Here is a 17,809-nt window from a genome sequence, read left to right on the forward strand (position 1 = left end):
CTCAAAAAGAAAGCTTATCGTAAGTTTCCCAGAAGAAATTAACCCACACAAAAGAAGGAACTTCCCTTATAGCGTAATGCTTAAAATCATACTTTCTATCTTTATGTTTGAATAGAGCGATCGTTTCGAATTCGACGTTAGGATATAAGCTAAGGATTTTGCGAATTGTATTTCCTGTTGCAATGATGTCATCACAAATCAAATATCGTTGTTTTGCTTGAAGTTCTGGGTAGAAATCAATTTGAAAATCTTTTTGAGTCTTCGTATTTCCATATGATGTGATTGAAAGAAAAAAGAGCTTCAGATTTAACTTTCGTGAAAGAAAATCACTAAAATAAAATCCACCTCGCAATGGACACAAAATTCCTGCGTAGTAATTCGGATTCTTTTCTAAAATTTCTTTTATGATTAAGTATCCTTTGTTTGCTACCAAAAGAAAATCTTGGTAAGTGAAATCAATTTCAAATCTTATGGTACTTTTCGAACTCATCTTTTGTGTATATTTTCCATGGAAGCTTTTCTCCAGCCCAAAGGGGAACAACTTCTTCATCTCCAAAAGGATAACTATCAGGTATGACAAATTCTTCTTCTACGAGATATAGTTCCTTATTTTGATTAATAGGTAGTCCATAATACTCAGATCCAAACCGACACAAAAAATTTTGCATGAGGTCTTCGAGAACTGTTATATCTAAAGATTGATTTTTTATGTAAGAAAAAAAAGCAAAAAAATATAGTTCAATCGAAATAGGAGAAGTGAAAATTCCTGCTGGTCCTCGATGGCTTTCTTTCTTTTGCTTTGGGTGAGGAGCGCTATCTGTGCCAGCAAAAAACTTTGGATTTTGTTTTACGATTTGTTCTAAGATTGCTTTTTGGTCCTCTTTGGTTTTCACAACAGGTAAACAATAATGATGAGGACGAATCCCACCAACCAAAAGTTCATTTCTTGTAAGGAGTAAATGTTGTGGGGTGATGGTGGCTGCTGTGTTGCGATATGCGTTAACAAAATCCACGGCTTCTCTTGTTGAGACGTGCTCAAAGGTGATTTTTAGTTCTGGGAAGCTCTCTCGAATTTTTATCAAATGTCGGTCGATGAAAACCTTCTCTCGGTCAAATATGTCAACATCGGGATCAACTACTTCTGCATGGATCATCAAAGGAACATGATACTTTTCCATGAACTCAAAATAAGGATAAAAATCCTCTATGGTTTCGACTCCTTCTTCGGAATGGGTGGTAGCTCCTGATGGATAAAGTTTGATCCCTATAATCTCTGGGTGATGAGGGATTTCTTGGATTTCCTGGAGTTTCACTTGAGGATTTAAGTATAACGTCATCAAGGGTTCGAACGTTGTGTCTGAGGGGACGTTTTGTATAATCCGTTCACGATAATTCTTTGCTAAGACAATAGATGTTACCGGTGGTTTTATGTTTGGCATGATGACAGCTCTCGCATAGGATTTTGCTGTATAGGGAACTGTGTGTTTTAAATAAATTCCATCGCGAAGATGTAAATGAAAATCATCAGCCTTAGGAAGTTTGAATAGAATTTTTGTGCTTTTCATATTTTTTCGTGTTTTTCATGTTTTTATGGGATTTTCCCTTTGAGGTCTGAAAGGATTACTTGTTCGGTGGTTTGTAGGATTTTATGACTCAACCTTTCATAAATACGATTCCTTGTTAAAAAGTCATTATCCCTCATGGGATCATAAGTAGAATATCGTAAAGTTTCGTAAATTTCATATTGTTGGATTTGGGATTGCCGATTGGAAATTCTGATTTCTACCACCACATCAATTTTGTAATAAGAAGGAGTAAAATCATCTCGATATAAGAGCACCTCTCTTCGAAATAGTGTGACCATTCCTTTCAAAAAGTAGCTTGCTTCGTTATAGTTTTTGACTACTTTGAGGGTATTTCTCCTATGGAGCTTCTGAAGAAGAATATCGTAAAATTCTTGATGAACGTAGGGCTCAAAGGTAAAATTCGAAAAATTTTCGATGTAGATGGAACGTAAATCCTCGGGATAAACCTTCAATTCTTTGTGATACGTTTGGCACTGAATGAAAAAAACAAAAATCAAAAAGAAAGAGAAATGAAACTTCACTCTTTTTGTTCTTTGGGTGATTCGAATTCTTTCAGTAGAAGTTCAAAGTTACTTTTCATGGCATCAAAATAGTCTTTCGAAATGGGGTATACTTGACCATCAAACTTAATGACATAAACTTGTTTTTCTTCATCTACGTATAATTCTGCTTGAAACTTACTTCGAACAAAAAGAGAAAATTTCCATTCATCAAACCCTAAATCAAATTCGATCGTCCAGTATGGCTTATCAGGTATTTGTATGTCTTGAAGTTGATTTAAATCCACTAATTGTCTTAAAGTAATCACACTATTGACAAAACTAACGGCTGTCGAAGAAGAAACATTACGATTTTGAAGAATCCACTCATTTTTGGGACCCCGAATTAAAAAAAACTGCTTTTGATCCTGATCAATGATTTTGATTCTTTTTACATAGGATTTTTCGGGTAAGAAAAAGATTTTGGTATCAATCCAGCTTTCAATTTCTTGGATTTTTTTTTCGTTGTCTTCTTTCAAAGCCTCTTCGATGCGGGACCAAGGGTAAGTATCGAGAATGAACATTCTTGATGAAAATTCATTGTTCTTTTTTATGGCAACAGGATATCCTTTTTGTAGGGTTTTTCCTCTGCAAATGGAATAATCATCGGCTTCAAAACAAAAAGATTCAGTAAAGTATTCTTTCGAAATATCATAAATTATATCCGAACACAGAGGAACAACTTTTTGAAAAAAATTCACAATATAAGAAGATGCAACATAGGACCTTTGGATTTGATCTTTTTTTATATCCAAGTAATATTCTTTTCTTTGTTTTCGAATACGAACTTCGAAGGGAGTTTTCGTTAAAACCAAATAAGATGTTTTTTGAGAATCACAGTTTTTCTTAGAATTCATGTTCAATACTACTGCCATCAAAATTATCGTTGTAGCAGTAAGCGTCATGATTATAAGTTGGTTGTCATTATCATTATTTCTACTCATAGGTTTTCGATAGGTCTGTGTCTTTTGTTGTAAAGAAAAATTAGGAATCCAACAGAGCCCATCATCGACAACGGAATGATGATTATCCCAAACACTAAGATTTGGGTTTTAGTGGTGTCTTCAAGTAAAATACTTTGTTTTTCGCGCCTTTCTTCTAAGATACCGGGCACTTCCATTCGATTCCCCAAATAAAACAACGTATCAGTCATCAATTGGAGATTTAAATTATAGATATTCTGCGACAAATATCGATTGGTAATCCATTCTACATCAGAGTAGAAAACAATTTTTGAGTCTTCTTTGTAAATCAAGACTCCTAATGGGAATCGATTGTTTTCTTCTTCTTGGAGGTTGTCTTTTTTACCATTTCGATTTACGTCTACCCAAGTTGTGTAAGTGGTGAATAGGAATTCTTTTGTAATATAGTCTTTATGTTGTGATGATTCTTCGGTGATTCGTTTTTTGAGGTATCCTCCACCATGAAGCAAAAACTTGGGTTTATCGAAAGTTTTGATATTTTGGGTAAGGTCTATGATGCTTATTTGATCCGTATAGAGAAGTTGAGGATTTCCTTCTAATTGATGTAAGGGAACTTTTTCATAGCGATAAAAGTTTGAAAAAGCTTGGAACAACCAATCATAATTTTCTTTACCTGATGAGTCAGCTAAGATAAGAACTTTCCCCTTTTTGTTGGAAATGTAATCTATTAACGTTGTTTTTAGTTCTTCTGGAAAGGGAAATTGAGCTCCAGCAAAAACTAAGATTTGGGCATTTTCAGGTATACTTCTTGGAAAGCCTGAGTTTTCATTCCATTCATAAATTTCAAAGTTATAGACTTTGAGCACATCCACAAAAAGGTCAATCTGAAAGGGTTTTTTATGAGGACTTGTAAAACGTTCTCCCAGAGCCGTTGAGAAGTAAACCTTGATGGGTTCACTTGCTACTTGAAGTAGAGACCGAATCAAGTTTTGTTCTAAGTTTTCCATGTCAGACTCAGTAAAAACATAAAACCTTCTTTCTAAATAAGGAAGGGTAGTTAATTCGCTTTTGTAGTTGCGAATCATGATGGTTCCATTGGATACATTTCCAAAAACTTGGTGGTTGCTTTCTATCAAATCTGCGTTGTAAATTTCAACTTGGATTTCGGGGTTGATTTTGGGAATTTCTTGAAACAAAATTCGGAGTTCTTCTGAAAAATTAAATAGTTCTGCTGTTGTGGTATCCCTTTTCGAAACGACCATTTGCTGGTCAGGAAGAAATACAAAGATTTTGATGTTTTGTCCTTTTATGTTTCGGATAATTTCTTTGGATTTGCTACTTATTGAATAATACCCCGGGGTAATATCCCACGTAATTTCCCACTTCACCAAAAGAATGTTGATTAAAACCAAAATCACAATCAAAAAAACCACTTGGTTCAAGGATTTACGAAATTGGATTTGGATATTCGCTTTTTGATAAATCAAGTTATAAAGATAAAAGCCAATGTAGTTTCGATAAACAAAATTGATAAACAAACCCAGCAAAAACAAAAAGATAAAAAAGTTTTTTAGATTATTCCAGAAGGTTTTGTCTTCACCTTTTAGTGCTGGAACTTCAATGAACCAGATAATCAAAAATAGAAGTAATACTACGACATCAAAAATAGCTAACCATTTCCAAGAAATCTTTTCGGTTAGGTTTTGTTTTTCCGTTAGGATTTGCCACCAATCATACCCCAGAAAAATCATTGCTATTGCCAAAACCAAATAACCCCAAGGGTTTTGGGGAAGCAAATACAAAACAGAACTCAAAAAAATAATTCCAATCAAATGGATAAAAGCGCCTAAAAGTCCGATTGTATATTTTTTCATGGTTTGCTCCTTTTGGAAAATTTAGGAATCTTTGACTCCTTTGGTTTTATAGAATTGTAAAATCAAAATACTCAGATAGTGAAAGAACAAGCCGATACTAAAAAAGAAAAATAAACCCTTAAGGGTGATGATTCCCTTTGTTAAAGGAAGAAACTGAACAATGGCATGAAAATACGAAAAGATTTCTTTAGCGGGAGAAGGAAACAAACCTGATAAAAATCCCCCAATATCAATCAAAAGTAAAATAAATCCTGCTAAAATCAAAGAACCAGTAATGCTGTTGACAAGAGTAGAAGCAAAAACTCCGATCGAAGAGGCATAATACGACAAAAACAAAAATCCCAAAATTGTGGGGAAAATCACATACAAAGGAGTTCGAAGAAAAAAGAAGGCATAAACAAAAAACAAGATACTAATCACAATCCAATTCAGTAGGGTATAAAAAACAATCTTGGCTGTGATAAATTCTGTTTCAGTAACAGGATAAATAAACAGGAAATCTAACATTTTGTAGCGCTTTTCATAAATGATAGAGGGCACGGCTAAGAACATACCTGTAAATAAGCTGAGAATATAAAAAAAATGAATTAGCACATAGGAAGCACTATCATAAGTAAGTCCCCGCGATAGAAGAAGCATGATGGAAATGAGTCCAACGGAAAAACTCAAAATCCCAATCGAAACCAAAGGAATGGTAGAAAGGGGTAAAACTAATAATTCTTTTTTGAGGATGGCTTGGAAACGATCAAGCATTGGTAGCCTCCATAAAGATTTTTTCTATGTTTGGCATTTCTTCTTTCGTGACTTCTTTCACGAAAGTGTTTTTGTGTAGGATATAGACCCGATCACAGGTTTGTGCTACTTCGGATAAAATATGACTGGATAAAATGATTGTATGTTCTTTGACCAGCTCTCGGATGAGGTTTCGGATCTCAATGATTTGCTTTGGATCCAATCCCGTTATGGGTTCGTCTAAAATGATGAAGTCAGGATTCCCTGCTATGGTTTGGGCAATCCCAGTTCGTTTTTGATACCCTTGTGATAAATGTTTTATGAAAACGGATTGATAACCTTCTAAGTGGGCTTTTCGAATGATGTATTCATACTCTTCTTTTTGTTTATCTTTGGGGATATTTTTTATGGTCATGATGAAATACAAAAAATCTTTGACTGTGAGCTCTGGATATAATGTCACGAACTCGGGAAGGTATCCAATCTTGATGATATTTTTGTAATTGAGAAAGTCATAATTATTTTGTGAGTCAAAAGAAGAATAAACCAATTTGCCATTGAGATAGATTTCTCCTTCAGTAGGGGGAAGTATGCCTGCCAAGATTTTTAAAAGGGTTGTTTTCCCAGCACCATTGAGTCCTAAAATTCCTAATACTTCATTTTTTTGGATTGTGAAGTTGATAGAATTTAAAACAACTTTGTTTTCGTATTGTTTTTTGAGTTTGCTAACTTCAATCAATGTGATTGACACAAGGGAATGAAATCAAAATTCGATGTTTTACGTCAATTCTTTTTGGCGAGAATTTTATGAAGATTTTGTTTCAAATTTTCGTCCATTTGATTGTAATCTTTCCTCTTTACACGCAATCAGAAAACATCATCTATGGAAAAAAAGCCATAGCCACCCAGAACTACAATGAAGCCATCAAACATTTTCAAAAAGAAATACAAAAAAATCCTCAACGTTGTGAGGGGTATTACTACTTAGGGATTACCTACGAAAAGCTCAATCAAAAACAAAAAGCCGTTGAGTATTTTGTTCAAGCAACGAAAACCTCATGCTCACCAGACCTAAAAGAACAAGCTTACTGGAAGGCTTTTAATTATTATAAATTCCTCCAAGATTGGAACAACATTTATCAAGTTGGAAAATCTTTTTTGAGTTTCAAATACAACAAAGAAGTTGAAAAATACGTAAACATAGCAGAACAAAAGAAAGATAAAAACTCCAACGAAATCCAAGAAAAATTAAATCAAGCAAAGGAATGGGAAGAACAAAATGAATTTCGAAAAGCAGCTTACCTTTACGAAAGTTTATATGATCTTAATCCAAAAATAGAGTTTTTGATGAAAGCAGGGAATTTGTTCAAAGAAGCTAACGATATAGAAGAATCACACAGAGTTTTTGTAAAAGTAATTCGCTATTATCCAGAAAATTGGTATGCCAACTACCAAGTAGGAATGTATCATTATCAAAAAGGGGATTTAGAAAAAAGCATAGAATATTTAAACAAATCCCAAATAAACATCGAAAACAAAAAATCTCGTAATTACTATAATCTACTTTTGATACGTGCGTCTGTTTTCATGGGATTAGAAAATTTCTCAAAAGTAGAAGAAATTTTAAATCATATCGATAAACTTAACTTTCACTTTCAAAAAGAAAGAAATTATGAGGTTCTACAAGCCATGTTAAAGTTAATCAAAGAAAGAGTATTTACGTATGTTTCTTTTGATGAGAGGGATGAGAAAGTTTACCTCTATCGAATGATGGAAGCATTTTATAATAAAGATTATGAAAATTTATATAACTTATTTATAAATGATTTTTATCAATATCCTAATCTTCCTCGTTGGTCAAGATATATAAATCAATTTTATCTTGTTTTGATCATGGAATTTCGAAATGATAGAAATCGGCTACAAGTTCTTTTGAACTTTTTGAACAACTCCAACTTCGAAGGAATTTTTAAGAATGAAGTGGGTTCTGTTTTTTGGAATGAATACAATTTTTATTTGACCCAACCTTTGACTTTTTTGGAAAAAGAATTTTTTAAATCTCAATTCCATAAAGAACTGATTTTGGCATTGGGATTTACAAAAATTGAAAACTATACAAAAGCTTATGAGATTCTTATTCCAATTGAAAATCAGCTGAATTCATTCAATGAGAAAAATTTATTTTTATTCCTCAAAGCATTATCTTTTTTAGAAGCAAGATCCTACAATGAGGGTTATGAATTACTTCAAAAGGTGATTTCGTCAAACTCAGATTATAAGATAATTCTAAAAGAACTTCCTCTTTATCAAGAACTGATCTCAAAAGATGAAAAATGGCAAAAATTGATTGAAACTAACACCAATATCCTCAGTTTATAAAAAATCCTCATGTGGAATTGGAACATAAAAATTGCAGGGATATTAAACATCACTGAAGATTCTTTTTCTGATGGAGGGGAGTATCTTTCTTTAGAAAAGGCGGAAGAAAAGATGTGGGATTTACTTCAACAAGGTGCAGATGTCGTGGATGTCGGAGCAGTGTCTAGCAATCCCAAAGGAAAAGACGTTCCCATCGAAGAAGAAATCAGAAGACTCCAACCCATCTTGGAAATAGCAAAGAAAAATCAAATTCCCATTTCGGTAGATACTTGGCGATTTGAAACCCAAAGATTTTGTTTAGAATATCATGTTGATTTTATTAATGATATTACAGGGTTTTCTCATCCCGAAATCTTTTCTTTACTAAAAGATACAGAAACAAAATGCATAGTGATGCATCAAGTTTCAAACAATCCTGGTAAAGCTGATCCAACTTATGAGATAGAATTTGATAAGTTGTGGCAACAAATGATACAATTTTTTGATAAAAAAATAGAACAGTTTCTTTCTCATGGAATTTCCGAAGATCGGATTTTGTTGGATCCAGGTATGGGGTTTTTTTTAGGGAAAGATTATTTACATTCATTTCGTATGATCAATCTACTTCCTGAACTCAAAAAACGTTATAAAAAAGCCATTTATGTTTCTGTTTCTCGAAAGTCTTTTTTGGGAGTTGCAGCAGGAATTGAAAATCCCAAAGATCGAGATTATGCGACTTTGGCTTGTGAAATCGCTCTTTTATCGAAAAATATTGATTGGATTCGCACACATCAACCTAAAGCCTTACGAGATGCTATCAAGGTGTTAAAACACATTCAGATTTGAGGAGTGATTTATGGAAAAACAAAAAAAGGTCTTAGCAGTAATACCTGCTCGATACGCTTCTACGAGATTTCCCGGCAAGGTCATTCAGAAGATTGGAAGTCTTCCCATGATTCAGTATGTATACGAAGCTGTAAGGTCAGCAAAGATGGTGGATCAAATTATCATTGCAACAGAAGATGAACGAGTCAGAGAAGTAGTAAAAGGTTTTGGTGCGGAATGTATCATCACTAGTGAAGAACATAAAAGTGGGACAGATCGAGTAGCAGAGGTTGCGAATCTATTTCCTGAGTATGAAATTGTTGTCAATGTTCAAGGTGATGAACCGGGGATTGAACCAAGTCTGATTGATGGGGTTATTTTAGAAAAACTTCAACACCCAGAATGGGAAGTTGCAACTGCCGTTCGACCCTTCAAAGAAAACGAAGACCCACTGCAACCCAATCGTGTGAAGGCAGTAATCACAAAAAAACGAAGAGCTCTGTATTTTTCGAGGTCGTTGATCCCTTTTCCAAGAAATAACCTTCACCATACTGTTTATTTACACTTGGGGATTTATGCTTATGATAGGGATTTTTTACTTCATTTTACGACACTTCCTCGTTCTGTCTTTGAAGAAGTGGAATCTTTAGAGCAACTACGAGTTTTAGAGAATGATTACAACATTGGAGTTTATATTACTGATGACTCATTGCCAGGAGTTGATACGCCAGAAGATTTAAAACTAATCACAGAGATATTCAGAAAATCAAATAAGCTTAAATAACTCATATGCCAAGCCGGGATTTGTTTTCGACGCTAATTCAAATTCGCGATAGAATCCGAGATATCAATAAACAAATTTACGAAGAACCCATACCAACATCGGACATTATATATAGAAGATATTTTATGGATCTCACCGATTCAGAAGATCAGACCTTGTACTTTTTGAAAATCTTGAGTGAAACCAATTTTATTTTTATATTACATATCGTTGAGCCTGACCCTATTTTACGTATTCCCGGAATTTACGGATATGTGGTAAGTGAATTAGAAATCATAGAGTCTTTACTGAGAGAGTTCAACAAGAAATTAGAAATCCTCTACGAAATGGAAAAACAAAAAAAAGCCTCAGCAGATACGATCATTCGAGAAATGATACCCTACATCAAACAATATAATAACTCTAACTTAGGGAAGGTTCTCAATGTTTGCATCATGTTGGATCAGTTTATTCGTATTATCAAAGAAAAACCGGAGGAATACCAGGATACTTATCGTTTTGTAAAGTTAAAACAATATCTACCTAAAGAAGAAGATGAGTTCCAAGAAAAGAAAATCCAAAGAGAAGAAACTACCATTTCAGTTGAAACTCCCAAAAGAAGAGCAGTCGATACCGAAGAATACCAAGAATTATCCAGAATGAATTTATCAGGGAATTGGGGATTGGCTGTCCAAAAATTCGGGGTTAACTTTTTGATACGGGTCCATTTGAGGAAATTAGAATTTGATATTTTGAAGAAGTTACTTCTACAAAAACGAATAGCTCGAGAAGAGGATTTAATTTTTTTAAGAGATTCTTTGCGAAAAATGGAAGAACGAAGTTTATTCGACAAAGAATTAAGAAATCACTTACAAGAGATACGAGAACTAAAGCGTATTGCGCAACTCAAAATCAATCAATTTCAATTATTGAGAAAAAAATACGAAGGCTAATCATTCCAAAACAATTTCAAAAGCATTCGTAGGACATTTACTCTTGCAAATTCCACAACCCACACAGCTTGACTGAATTTCAGGAACTTTATTTTTTAACGATATCGCATCTTCAATAGGACAATGTTCATAACACAAATTACAATTCAGTTTTCTCTTTTTTGTGTTTTTCAATGGGAAATTCAGGCATTTTTCTTCTTTCACTTTGGCAAAGCCAAAATAGGGAAGTGCTCCTTCTTCTAAGGGTCTGAGAGCTTTTGTATCACATGCAGAAATACAAGGATAATCCTCGCATAAAAGGCATGCTTTGTAATTCGGATTCATCACAGGACCTTCAATCTCTGGAATACGGAATATGGCGTAGTTTTTACAGGAAATAATACAATCTCCACAGCTTGTGCACAAGGAAAGAAAGGTCTTTGGATCAGATACAGCTCCGGGAGGTCGTATGAACAATGTTTTCTTTTTTTCTTTTTGTTTTTCTTGGTCTTGTTCCTGAATTGTGTAGAAAGCTAAAGGTTCGAGGGCATTGACGATTGATTGAAGTTGAGAATCAATAAAACTTCCTATAGGTGTTTGATAAAATTCTTTAACTAATTCTTTGAATCCGTTTTTGAAAAACTCTTTTCTATCCACTGAATTTCAATAAATTTAGGACTAATCTTATGACAATGAGAATATCCTATGAGGTGTCATATATGTAAAAGTAATGATGTGCGAAAGCTTTTTCACAAAAAAGGAAAAGATCAAAAAATTTATCAAATCATACAATGTAAAAAATGCAAAGTGGTGCAAGTCTATCCACAACCTCATGAAACCGAAAGTTTGTATGGCGAAGAATACTTTTTTCAAAGAACCGACAGAGGCTATAATCATTATCCATCGAAGGAAATGTATGATAAACTTGTTCGGGTTTGGTGGTTAAACCTTCTAGATTTAGGTTTTTTCAAGGAAGAAAAACGGATTTTTCAGAACTTTGCAACACCTAGGCTTTTGGAAATTGGCTCTGCAAGTGGGCATTTTCTTTACTACATGAAAAATCGAAATTGGTCCGTTAAGGGGATTGAAATTTCAAAACCTATGGTGGAATTAGCAAGTTCAATCTATCATCTTGACGTTATTCATAAGGATTTTCTTTTGTGGGAACCTGATTTGGATGAAAAATATCATTGTATTGTATTGTGGGCTACCATTGAGCATTTTCGTGATCCTTTGTTGGCATTTCGTAAGATTTATTCGTTATTAGAAAGTAGTGGGATTATGATATTTTCCACCTGTCGATGGGGCTTGATTGCAAAGTTCTCGAGGGACCGTTGGCGTTTTATGAACGTTCCCGAGCATTTGTTTTTTTTCCATGAAAAAACGCTAATACCTTTACTTCGATCAATAGGTTTTCAGTTTATGAGTAAAATCACTTATGGTTCAGGATTGACTGCAAAGAACGACTCAATATGGAGCTACAGAGTAAAAAAAAGAATATTCGATTACTTAGCGAAAAAACTCTATCAAGGGGATATGTTAGCCATGATGCTGAAAAAGCCGTGATTTTTTGATTTGACGTTTAAAAGAAAGCAAGTTTTTTATATTTTAACAAAAAAAAGAAGTTATGTCCTCTCTTTTTAAGTTCCAGAATTTTTCTTACCGCAACAAAGAAAGAGAGCTCCTCAAAGATTTAAACCTTGAGATCAAATTAAACGATGCTATAGGGGTATTTGGCAACGACCGAGAAGCTTTAATTTCTTTTTTTAACATCCTTCGTAATAAAATCCCTTTGCCAAAAGAGAATTTTTCCGTCAATACATCTTATCGGGTTCGGTTTTTGGTTTACTATGATCTTTTACAAAAAGAAGATATCGCAATTAATTATTTAATCAAATCAACACAAAAAGAACCATGGTTTTGTTATTACAATGCTTATACATTTTTTTTTGAAGATAAAACGTTATCAACACCCATCAAAGAGCTGAGACCTTCTGAAAGGATTCGTTTACGTTTGGCTCAGGTTTTTTGCGAGAACCCAAATTTTATCATTTTCTATCAACCGACGAGATTTTTGGATTTCGAAGCTCAAATACTTCTTGAGAATAAGCTAAATCACTTCCGTTCGAATTCTCACGGATATATGATTTTTTCAGATGATAGAGAATTCTTATATAGAACGTGTTCTTCTTTTATAGAAATTGGGAATCAAAAAGCGATATATCACAAAAAAAATGATCATTTCCTTCCAACAAAGTATTTTAAAGAAATCGATTACAAAATTGGTATCTTGGAACGAATCAAAAATATTTTCTTGAATAGAACTATCATATACCCATACAAGATCAAAAAAAAAATTTTATCCTATTATCGAGTCATCGAGGAATTAGAGTCTTTTTATAAAGATAAAATTTTTGAGATTGAACAAAATCTAGATTTACTAAAAAATCAAGACTTGGCTTGGAGTATAAATTTAAAGTATCGAGGGAAATTTTTTATCACTGGTTCAAGAAAATCCGGAAAGTCTCTTTTTTTTGATTTGTTGACGAATCCAGAAAATGAGATGGGAAGAATTTTAGGTATCAATAAGTTAGAGAAGGGATATTATAACCGTCGATCAATATTAATATTTCGAAATGAAGTCCCTGTGATAGAAAGTTTTCGTTCGCATTTTTATCCGGAGAATAAGGATTTCGATCCCGAAAAAATAGGATTATTTCGCTTTTTATCCATCACGGGTGAGGACTGGAGGAAATTAGGAAAAGAGCTCCCCAAAGAGAAAAAAATTTTAATTTATATTGTCGGGCTCATCTTGAAAATGCATCCACTTTTGGTTTTAGACGATATAGACAGAGGTTTAAACATCGAGCAAGCTGCCAAAGTTTCAATTTTGCTAAAACATTACAAAGGAAGTATTATTTTTTCGACCTATAATCGAACCTTTGCAAAAACGATTGCTACGAAAATCCTCACCCTTCATGACTTGAAGTTTCAATTTGTGGAAAAAGAATTTGATGATTACATTGAGGAGTTGCGAAATAAATTAGATCATGATAGTAAGTTTTTGTATCAAAAATCCATTAGGGATTATAATTTGATGAAACTCAATTCTCCACCTAAAAAAAATGGAGTAAGCCCTTACAAAATAAGGGATAAAAGTAATATTCTTGATCATAAAAAAGGATTACTATTGTTTTTCGATAAAAGTTATCGAGAGCGAAAAAAGGAAATAAAAAAACTAAAAGAAGAACTACACGAAATGGAGTTGGCACTCAAAGACTTAGAAGAAAAAAGAAAAGAACTTTGGGAATTCATTCATAAATACAATTTGCACACACCCGAAAATTATCAAAAAATGGAAAAAATTGATCAAAAACTGAAAGAATTAACAGATAAATGGAAGGAACTCCAAAACAAACTACGACAATTGGATGATATATGAAACTCTCCCAAAGCAAATCGAAAATCTATGGAGATCATATTCATTGGTTTTTGTATTCTCATCGGATAGAACTTACAAGAAACGAACTTATAGAAATCATCAAGCACATCAAGCAAGTGGGATTATTCACATATTTGCAAAAAGAAAGACCTGTTTTGAAAGAATCTTTGATTCATATCATCCAAAAGTCTGTTGAACCTGAGTTTTGGGACCATTTCGATTCCCAGTTATCAAAAGAAAAGTATATCGAGTCTTTTTTAGAGCAATGTTTGATAGATATTTATTCCAAGCTCAAAAATACAAAATGATAAATTTTTTTTCTTTATTTTGTAGTGAAGATTTCAAATATCGATTGACCTTTCTCTGATTTTTTATTAATTGCCATAATCTTTATAAAATGAAGGAGAAGTCATGAAAGTTAGAAAAAATACAGTTGTCACAATTGATTACGTATTGAAAGATGATTTTGGAAATATTTTGGATTCTACTCAGGGAAGATCTCCTTTAAAATATCTTCATGGGAATGGGAACCTAATTCCTGGAATTGAAAAAGCCTTGGAGGGTAAAGAAAAAGGTGATTTCATCAAAGTATCTATTCCACCCGAAGATGGCTATGGTTATATCGATGAAAGCCTAATCCAAGAAGTTCCAAAAGAAATCTTCGAGGATCCTGAGGATCTAGAAATCGGAATGCAATTTTCAGCTCAGACGGAAGAAGGAACGTATATTCTAACAGTAAAAGAAATCAGAGAGGAAACTGTGATTGTTGACGGAAACCACCCTTTAGCTGGGAAAAATTTGAACTTCGAAATACGTATACTAAATATAAGAGAAGCGACTCTAGAAGAAATTGCCCATCGTCATGCACATTAATCATAGAGTAAATAAGCGATCGTTTACTTAAATCCTCCCTCTATTCCTTTGTAGATTCTGGCGTAAGCGTTGTGGCTATGAAGGGATTCAAAATGTTCTACTTCTGCTTTCCAATCTAAGATTCTTACGTCTGTATCTAAAATAGTGTGGAGTCTTCTGGCTACGTGCTCGACGAACATGGGGTTTTCTCCATTCAGAATGGCGAAGGCTTGTTCATCAATCCGTTTCACCATGCTTTGGGTTTCTGTGGGGATAGCTTCTCGTAGAATTCTAACTAATTCTGGGATAAAGAATTCTTCTTCTGGGTATATTTTGACGGTGACCTTTGCAAGGGAACGTTGGGCATGAGCTGTGGCTATTCCAATCCCTTCGTTAGTAAGTCCTTGTGCGTATTCATATTCATATTGATGTGCCAATGTTAAACTACATGGACAGGTGGAAGAATATTCATAATGGATTGTATAAAATAACTCCCATTTATCATAAATTACTTTGGATTCGATTTGGGTTTGATAGTATTGCCAGCCCCATTGGTTGCTTTTGAGGGATTTTTGCTTCATAGGATAAGAAAAATCCAAAACCAACGAAGCATATTCAAAAGGGAGTTCGTAAATATCATCTCTCATTTCGTTTTGGAATTTTTTTAGGACTCTTTTCAGTAAGTCATGACTGAAGGGAGTATCCATAGTTTCTTTTTGTAGGATACTCACGAGGCGACTCATGTTGATTCCTGTTTTTCCTTCTCGTAGATTGACTTTCATGGAAGCTATAACGTCATGACTCATGAAGTATTCTCTATCGAAGTCTCTATGAGGGAATAAAATAGGAATTCGAAATCTCGTAATCCCTACTTCTGGAATGCGTATTCCTGTTTTGTCAGGTAACTTCTGATAATCAGAAAGACCTTTTTCGTCTTTTATGGGGAAGTGATTTTTCTTTTCTTGGATTTGATAATAAATTTCCACATGGTTTTTTTTGATCATATATAATCCTTTAGATTTTTTATCTTCTTTAAGTTAAAATGCAATTTAGATTTTTGACAAGTTTTAAATCAATCTAAGAAAAATTTTTTACGGTTTTGAGATGATTTCCATTTTCGATAAACAAATCTTGCAGGAGATAAATTTTGTATCAAATACTTTTCAATCGGTAAAGGTTGATGGCTTATCAATGAAGCTAAAAACTCACCACTCAAAAAAGAAGTTGTATAACCTCTTGTTCCATGACAAGCATGAACAAATAAATCCTCATGATTGGGAATTTCTAAACTTTCATATGGTGGAGCTTCAGAAGTAGAAACAGAACGTAAAATTTCCGCATACTTATTCCAGTCGGGAAGATTCCCTACAACAGGAAGGTAGTCCTTTGATTGACAACGAAAACCAATGATAGCTTCTGTGGGAACTTTAAAGTCCCAATCAGGATCTGACTCGGCAACTTCAGAAAATATTTCTTTAAAATCTTTGTAAAATTTTTTTAATATATATTTATCAGACTCAATTCTTCTTTGGGAATCGTCGAGATAGGGTTCAAAAGAAGAGCCAATCTGGATTTGATTTTCCAATGGAAACAATGAAACATCAAAAATACAATTTCTTTTAATTTGTGATGATAAATACTTTTTCGAAATCAAAACAATTTGTCCTCGAACTTTAGAATGCTCAATCGGCTTTAAAACAGAAAATCGAGAAAGTTCATAAGAATTACAAAAGATAACAGCGTCAATTTCTGAATAAACGTGGTTTCTCTGATCCAACAAAAACCACTGTTTGTCCCAATGGATTTCTTGGATTTCTGTGTTGGGATGAAAAACGAAGTTTCTATCTGAAAACAAAATTGATTTCAGTGCTTCTTTTAGATAATTTATTAATAAAACTCCCCCCTTGCGATCAAGAAAGAATGTCTGAAACTTCCGAATACTCGTTTTTGAAATTTGGTAGTCCTTCAAAAAATCAGGAATAATAGCATTTTTGTTTTGTTTTTTATATAGTAAAGTTTTTTTATAAATTTTTTTATATAAATCATCCGAGAGATGACTTTTTAAAAATGACAGAAGAAAATTAAAACCCTTTATCGAAAAACTACTCAATGGATTTTTTTGTTTACTGATGTAGGGCATGATGGATGCTGCTGGGATAAAAGATGATCCTGATAGAACATCCGAAAACTTATCAAACACAATCACTTTGTGATTTCTTTTAAGTAAAAAAAGGGAACTACTTATTCCAGAAATTCCAGCTCCGATAATGGCAATGGTTTTTGGAGGCACTATTTTTTTGGGTTTGCTGGGGTTTTCGTAATAACCATAGAGCATTTCTCTTTTGTGGTGAAATCCTTTTCTTTTTTTGTAGATGAAGCCGGCTTTTTGGAGTCCCACTTTGACGACTCTTGCACACGAAAAAGTAGCAAAGGTACTTCCATGATGGGAGTGCTTTGCCATTTTGTAGTAGATTCCTTCCTGCCACATCTCAGGATTTTTCTTCGGAGAAAATCCATCCAAATACCACGCATCAAAGGTTTCTGAAGAAAAAGAAGAAAGCATTTCCATGACATCCCCTAACATCAACGTCAACCGAATACGGGGATGAAAATAAAAAGTTTGAAACTCAACGGTTGGATAATAGATTTCTTTGAGTAAATCCACAAGCCTTTGGAGTTCATTTTGAATTCGAGGAAAAATCGATAATGCCTTTTGGATTTGACTCACGCTCAACGGATATTTTTCTATGGAATAGTAAAACAACATCCCTTGTTTGTTTGTTTCTAAAAATAGCTTTGATGTAAGTAAAAAGTTCAAACCAGTGCCAAAACCCAATTCACAAAGAGAAAGATCCTGTTGTTGAGAGAATCGTTCTTTTAGGTTGTTTCCATCGATAAATACGTATTCTGATTCTTCGATGCCATTTTCTTGAAAGTAAATGTCTTGAAATCTTTCACTATACATTCGATATTAAATTCAATG

18 protein-coding genes are annotated in these 17,809 nt (G+C 33.7%); 8 read left to right on the forward strand and 10 right to left on the reverse strand.

Features of this window, described 5'->3' with window-relative positions; all coding sequences use genetic code 11:
• Position 1: 1 nt before the first annotated feature.
• Genes NZ853_08220 through NZ853_08250 form a run of 7 tightly spaced genes read right to left on the reverse strand, consistent with a single transcriptional unit; the run spans position 2 to position 6,405 of the window.
• Positions 2 to 490, reverse strand: coding sequence for a phosphoribosyltransferase domain-containing protein (locus NZ853_08220; GenBank protein ID MCS7205669.1), 489 nt, complete (start codon positions 488 to 490; stop codon positions 2 to 4).
• A complete protein-coding gene (pyrC, locus tag NZ853_08225; protein MCS7205670.1) occupies positions 462 to 1,565 on the reverse strand; it encodes a dihydroorotase in 1,104 nt (367 codons plus the stop codon). The genes NZ853_08220 and pyrC overlap by 29 nt, the downstream gene beginning before the upstream one ends.
• Positions 1,566 to 1,588: 23 nt before the next feature.
• The gene (gene lptE, locus NZ853_08230; GenBank protein MCS7205671.1) at positions 1,589 to 2,107 is read right to left on the reverse strand and encodes an LPS assembly lipoprotein LptE; all 519 of its coding nucleotides are present in this window, start codon (positions 2,105 to 2,107) and stop codon (positions 1,589 to 1,591) included.
• Positions 2,104 to 3,069 carry a hypothetical protein gene (locus NZ853_08235; GenBank protein ID MCS7205672.1) on the reverse strand — a complete coding sequence of 322 codons (966 nt, stop codon included), beginning with the start codon at positions 3,067 to 3,069 and terminating at the stop codon, positions 2,104 to 2,106. The genes lptE and NZ853_08235 overlap by 4 nt, the downstream gene beginning before the upstream one ends.
• The gene (locus tag NZ853_08240) at positions 3,066 to 4,922 is read right to left on the reverse strand and encodes a GldG family protein (GenBank protein MCS7205673.1); all 1,857 of its coding nucleotides are present in this window, start codon (positions 4,920 to 4,922) and stop codon (positions 3,066 to 3,068) included. Before NZ853_08240 ends, NZ853_08235 begins: the two co-directional genes overlap by 4 nt.
• A 21-nt stretch (positions 4,923 to 4,943) precedes the next feature.
• Positions 4,944 to 5,675 (reverse strand): ABC transporter permease, encoded by a 732-nt coding sequence (locus NZ853_08245; GenBank protein MCS7205674.1) that lies wholly within the window; start codon positions 5,673 to 5,675, stop codon positions 4,944 to 4,946.
• Positions 5,668 to 6,405 (reverse strand): ABC transporter ATP-binding protein, encoded by a 738-nt coding sequence (locus tag NZ853_08250; protein ID MCS7205675.1) that lies wholly within the window; start codon positions 6,403 to 6,405, stop codon positions 5,668 to 5,670. The genes NZ853_08245 and NZ853_08250 overlap by 8 nt, the downstream gene beginning before the upstream one ends.
• A 56-nt stretch (positions 6,406 to 6,461) precedes the next feature.
• Here NZ853_08250 and NZ853_08255 point away from each other — a divergent pair, with 56 nt between their 5' ends.
• The 4 genes from NZ853_08255 to NZ853_08270 are packed head-to-tail and all read left to right on the forward strand — an operon-like array spanning position 6,462 to position 10,553.
• Positions 6,462 to 8,033, forward strand: coding sequence for a tetratricopeptide repeat protein (locus NZ853_08255; protein ID MCS7205676.1), 1,572 nt, complete (start codon positions 6,462 to 6,464; stop codon positions 8,031 to 8,033).
• Positions 8,034 to 8,042: 9 nt separating this feature from the next.
• Positions 8,043 to 8,858 carry a dihydropteroate synthase gene (folP, locus tag NZ853_08260; GenBank protein MCS7205677.1) on the forward strand — a complete coding sequence of 272 codons (816 nt, stop codon included), beginning with the start codon at positions 8,043 to 8,045 and terminating at the stop codon, positions 8,856 to 8,858.
• Positions 8,859 to 8,868: 10 nt separating this feature from the next.
• The gene (gene kdsB, locus NZ853_08265) at positions 8,869 to 9,621 is read left to right on the forward strand and encodes a 3-deoxy-manno-octulosonate cytidylyltransferase (protein ID MCS7205678.1); all 753 of its coding nucleotides are present in this window, start codon (positions 8,869 to 8,871) and stop codon (positions 9,619 to 9,621) included.
• Between the two features lie 5 nt (positions 9,622 to 9,626).
• Positions 9,627 to 10,553, forward strand: a complete 927-nt coding sequence (locus NZ853_08270) for a hypothetical protein (GenBank protein MCS7205679.1) — start codon at positions 9,627 to 9,629, stop codon at positions 10,551 to 10,553.
• Here the strand turns inward: NZ853_08270 and NZ853_08275 are convergent, their stop codons facing one another.
• Positions 10,554 to 11,189, reverse strand: a complete 636-nt coding sequence (locus NZ853_08275) for a 4Fe-4S binding protein (protein ID MCS7205680.1) — start codon at positions 11,187 to 11,189, stop codon at positions 10,554 to 10,556.
• Between the two features lie 48 nt (positions 11,190 to 11,237).
• On the opposite strand from NZ853_08275, the gene NZ853_08280 reads away from it, so the two are divergent.
• The 4 genes from NZ853_08280 (at position 11,238) to NZ853_08295 (ending at position 14,847) form a co-directional block, all read left to right on the forward strand.
• Entirely contained in the window at positions 11,238 to 12,098 is an 861-nt protein-coding gene (locus tag NZ853_08280; protein ID MCS7205681.1) for a class I SAM-dependent methyltransferase, read from the forward strand.
• Between the two features lie 61 nt (positions 12,099 to 12,159).
• Positions 12,160 to 13,974: a hypothetical protein gene (locus tag NZ853_08285; GenBank protein MCS7205682.1), complete on the forward strand. Its 1,815-nt coding sequence runs from the start codon at positions 12,160 to 12,162 to the stop codon at positions 13,972 to 13,974.
• Positions 13,971 to 14,282: a hypothetical protein gene (locus tag NZ853_08290; protein MCS7205683.1), complete on the forward strand. Its 312-nt coding sequence runs from the start codon at positions 13,971 to 13,973 to the stop codon at positions 14,280 to 14,282. Before NZ853_08285 ends, NZ853_08290 begins: the two co-directional genes overlap by 4 nt.
• A gap of 103 nt (positions 14,283 to 14,385) precedes the next feature.
• Positions 14,386 to 14,847, forward strand: coding sequence for a peptidylprolyl isomerase (locus NZ853_08295; GenBank protein ID MCS7205684.1), 462 nt, complete (start codon positions 14,386 to 14,388; stop codon positions 14,845 to 14,847).
• Positions 14,848 to 14,870: 23 nt separating this feature from the next.
• Here the strand turns inward: NZ853_08295 and folE2 are convergent, their stop codons facing one another.
• The gene (folE2, locus tag NZ853_08300) at positions 14,871 to 15,830 is read right to left on the reverse strand and encodes a GTP cyclohydrolase FolE2 (protein MCS7205685.1); all 960 of its coding nucleotides are present in this window, start codon (positions 15,828 to 15,830) and stop codon (positions 14,871 to 14,873) included.
• A 68-nt stretch (positions 15,831 to 15,898) separates the two neighbouring features.
• Positions 15,899 to 17,791, reverse strand: a complete 1,893-nt coding sequence (gene mnmD, locus NZ853_08305) for a tRNA (5-methylaminomethyl-2-thiouridine)(34)-methyltransferase MnmD (protein ID MCS7205686.1) — start codon at positions 17,789 to 17,791, stop codon at positions 15,899 to 15,901.
• Positions 17,792 to 17,809: the final 18 nt, after the last annotated feature.

It is taken from the genome of Leptospiraceae bacterium (genome assembly GCA_025059995.1).
GTDB lineage: Bacteria > Spirochaetota > Leptospiria > Leptospirales > Leptonemataceae > SKYB61.

What these genes read in the sequence shown, in the direction of transcription:
- NZ853_08220 (MCS7205669.1), bottom strand. Translation starts at nt 490, where the DNA reads ATGAGTTCGAAAAGTACCATAAGATTTGAAATTGATTTCACTTACCAA.
- pyrC (MCS7205670.1), bottom strand. Translation starts at nt 1,565, where the DNA reads ATGAAAAGCACAAAAATTCTATTCAAACTTCCTAAGGCTGATGATTTT.
- NZ853_08235 (MCS7205672.1), bottom strand. Translation starts at nt 3,069, where the DNA reads ATGAGTAGAAATAATGATAATGACAACCAACTTATAATCATGACGCTT.
- NZ853_08240 (MCS7205673.1), bottom strand. Translation starts at nt 4,922, where the DNA reads ATGAAAAAATATACAATCGGACTTTTAGGCGCTTTTATCCATTTGATT.
- NZ853_08245 (MCS7205674.1), bottom strand. Translation starts at nt 5,675, where the DNA reads ATGCTTGATCGTTTCCAAGCCATCCTCAAAAAAGAATTATTAGTTTTA.
- NZ853_08255 (MCS7205676.1), top strand. Translation starts at nt 6,462, where the DNA reads ATGAAGATTTTGTTTCAAATTTTCGTCCATTTGATTGTAATCTTTCCT.
- folP (MCS7205677.1), top strand. Translation starts at nt 8,043, where the DNA reads ATGTGGAATTGGAACATAAAAATTGCAGGGATATTAAACATCACTGAA.
- kdsB (MCS7205678.1), top strand. Translation starts at nt 8,869, where the DNA reads ATGGAAAAACAAAAAAAGGTCTTAGCAGTAATACCTGCTCGATACGCT.
- NZ853_08270 (MCS7205679.1), top strand. Translation starts at nt 9,627, where the DNA reads ATGCCAAGCCGGGATTTGTTTTCGACGCTAATTCAAATTCGCGATAGA.
- NZ853_08280 (MCS7205681.1), top strand. Translation starts at nt 11,238, where the DNA reads ATGAGGTGTCATATATGTAAAAGTAATGATGTGCGAAAGCTTTTTCAC.
- NZ853_08285 (MCS7205682.1), top strand. Translation starts at nt 12,160, where the DNA reads ATGTCCTCTCTTTTTAAGTTCCAGAATTTTTCTTACCGCAACAAAGAA.
- NZ853_08290 (MCS7205683.1), top strand. Translation starts at nt 13,971, where the DNA reads ATGAAACTCTCCCAAAGCAAATCGAAAATCTATGGAGATCATATTCAT.
- NZ853_08295 (MCS7205684.1), top strand. Translation starts at nt 14,386, where the DNA reads ATGAAAGTTAGAAAAAATACAGTTGTCACAATTGATTACGTATTGAAA.
- folE2 (MCS7205685.1), bottom strand. Translation starts at nt 15,830, where the DNA reads ATGATCAAAAAAAACCATGTGGAAATTTATTATCAAATCCAAGAAAAG.
- mnmD (MCS7205686.1), bottom strand. Translation starts at nt 17,791, where the DNA reads ATGTATAGTGAAAGATTTCAAGACATTTACTTTCAAGAAAATGGCATC.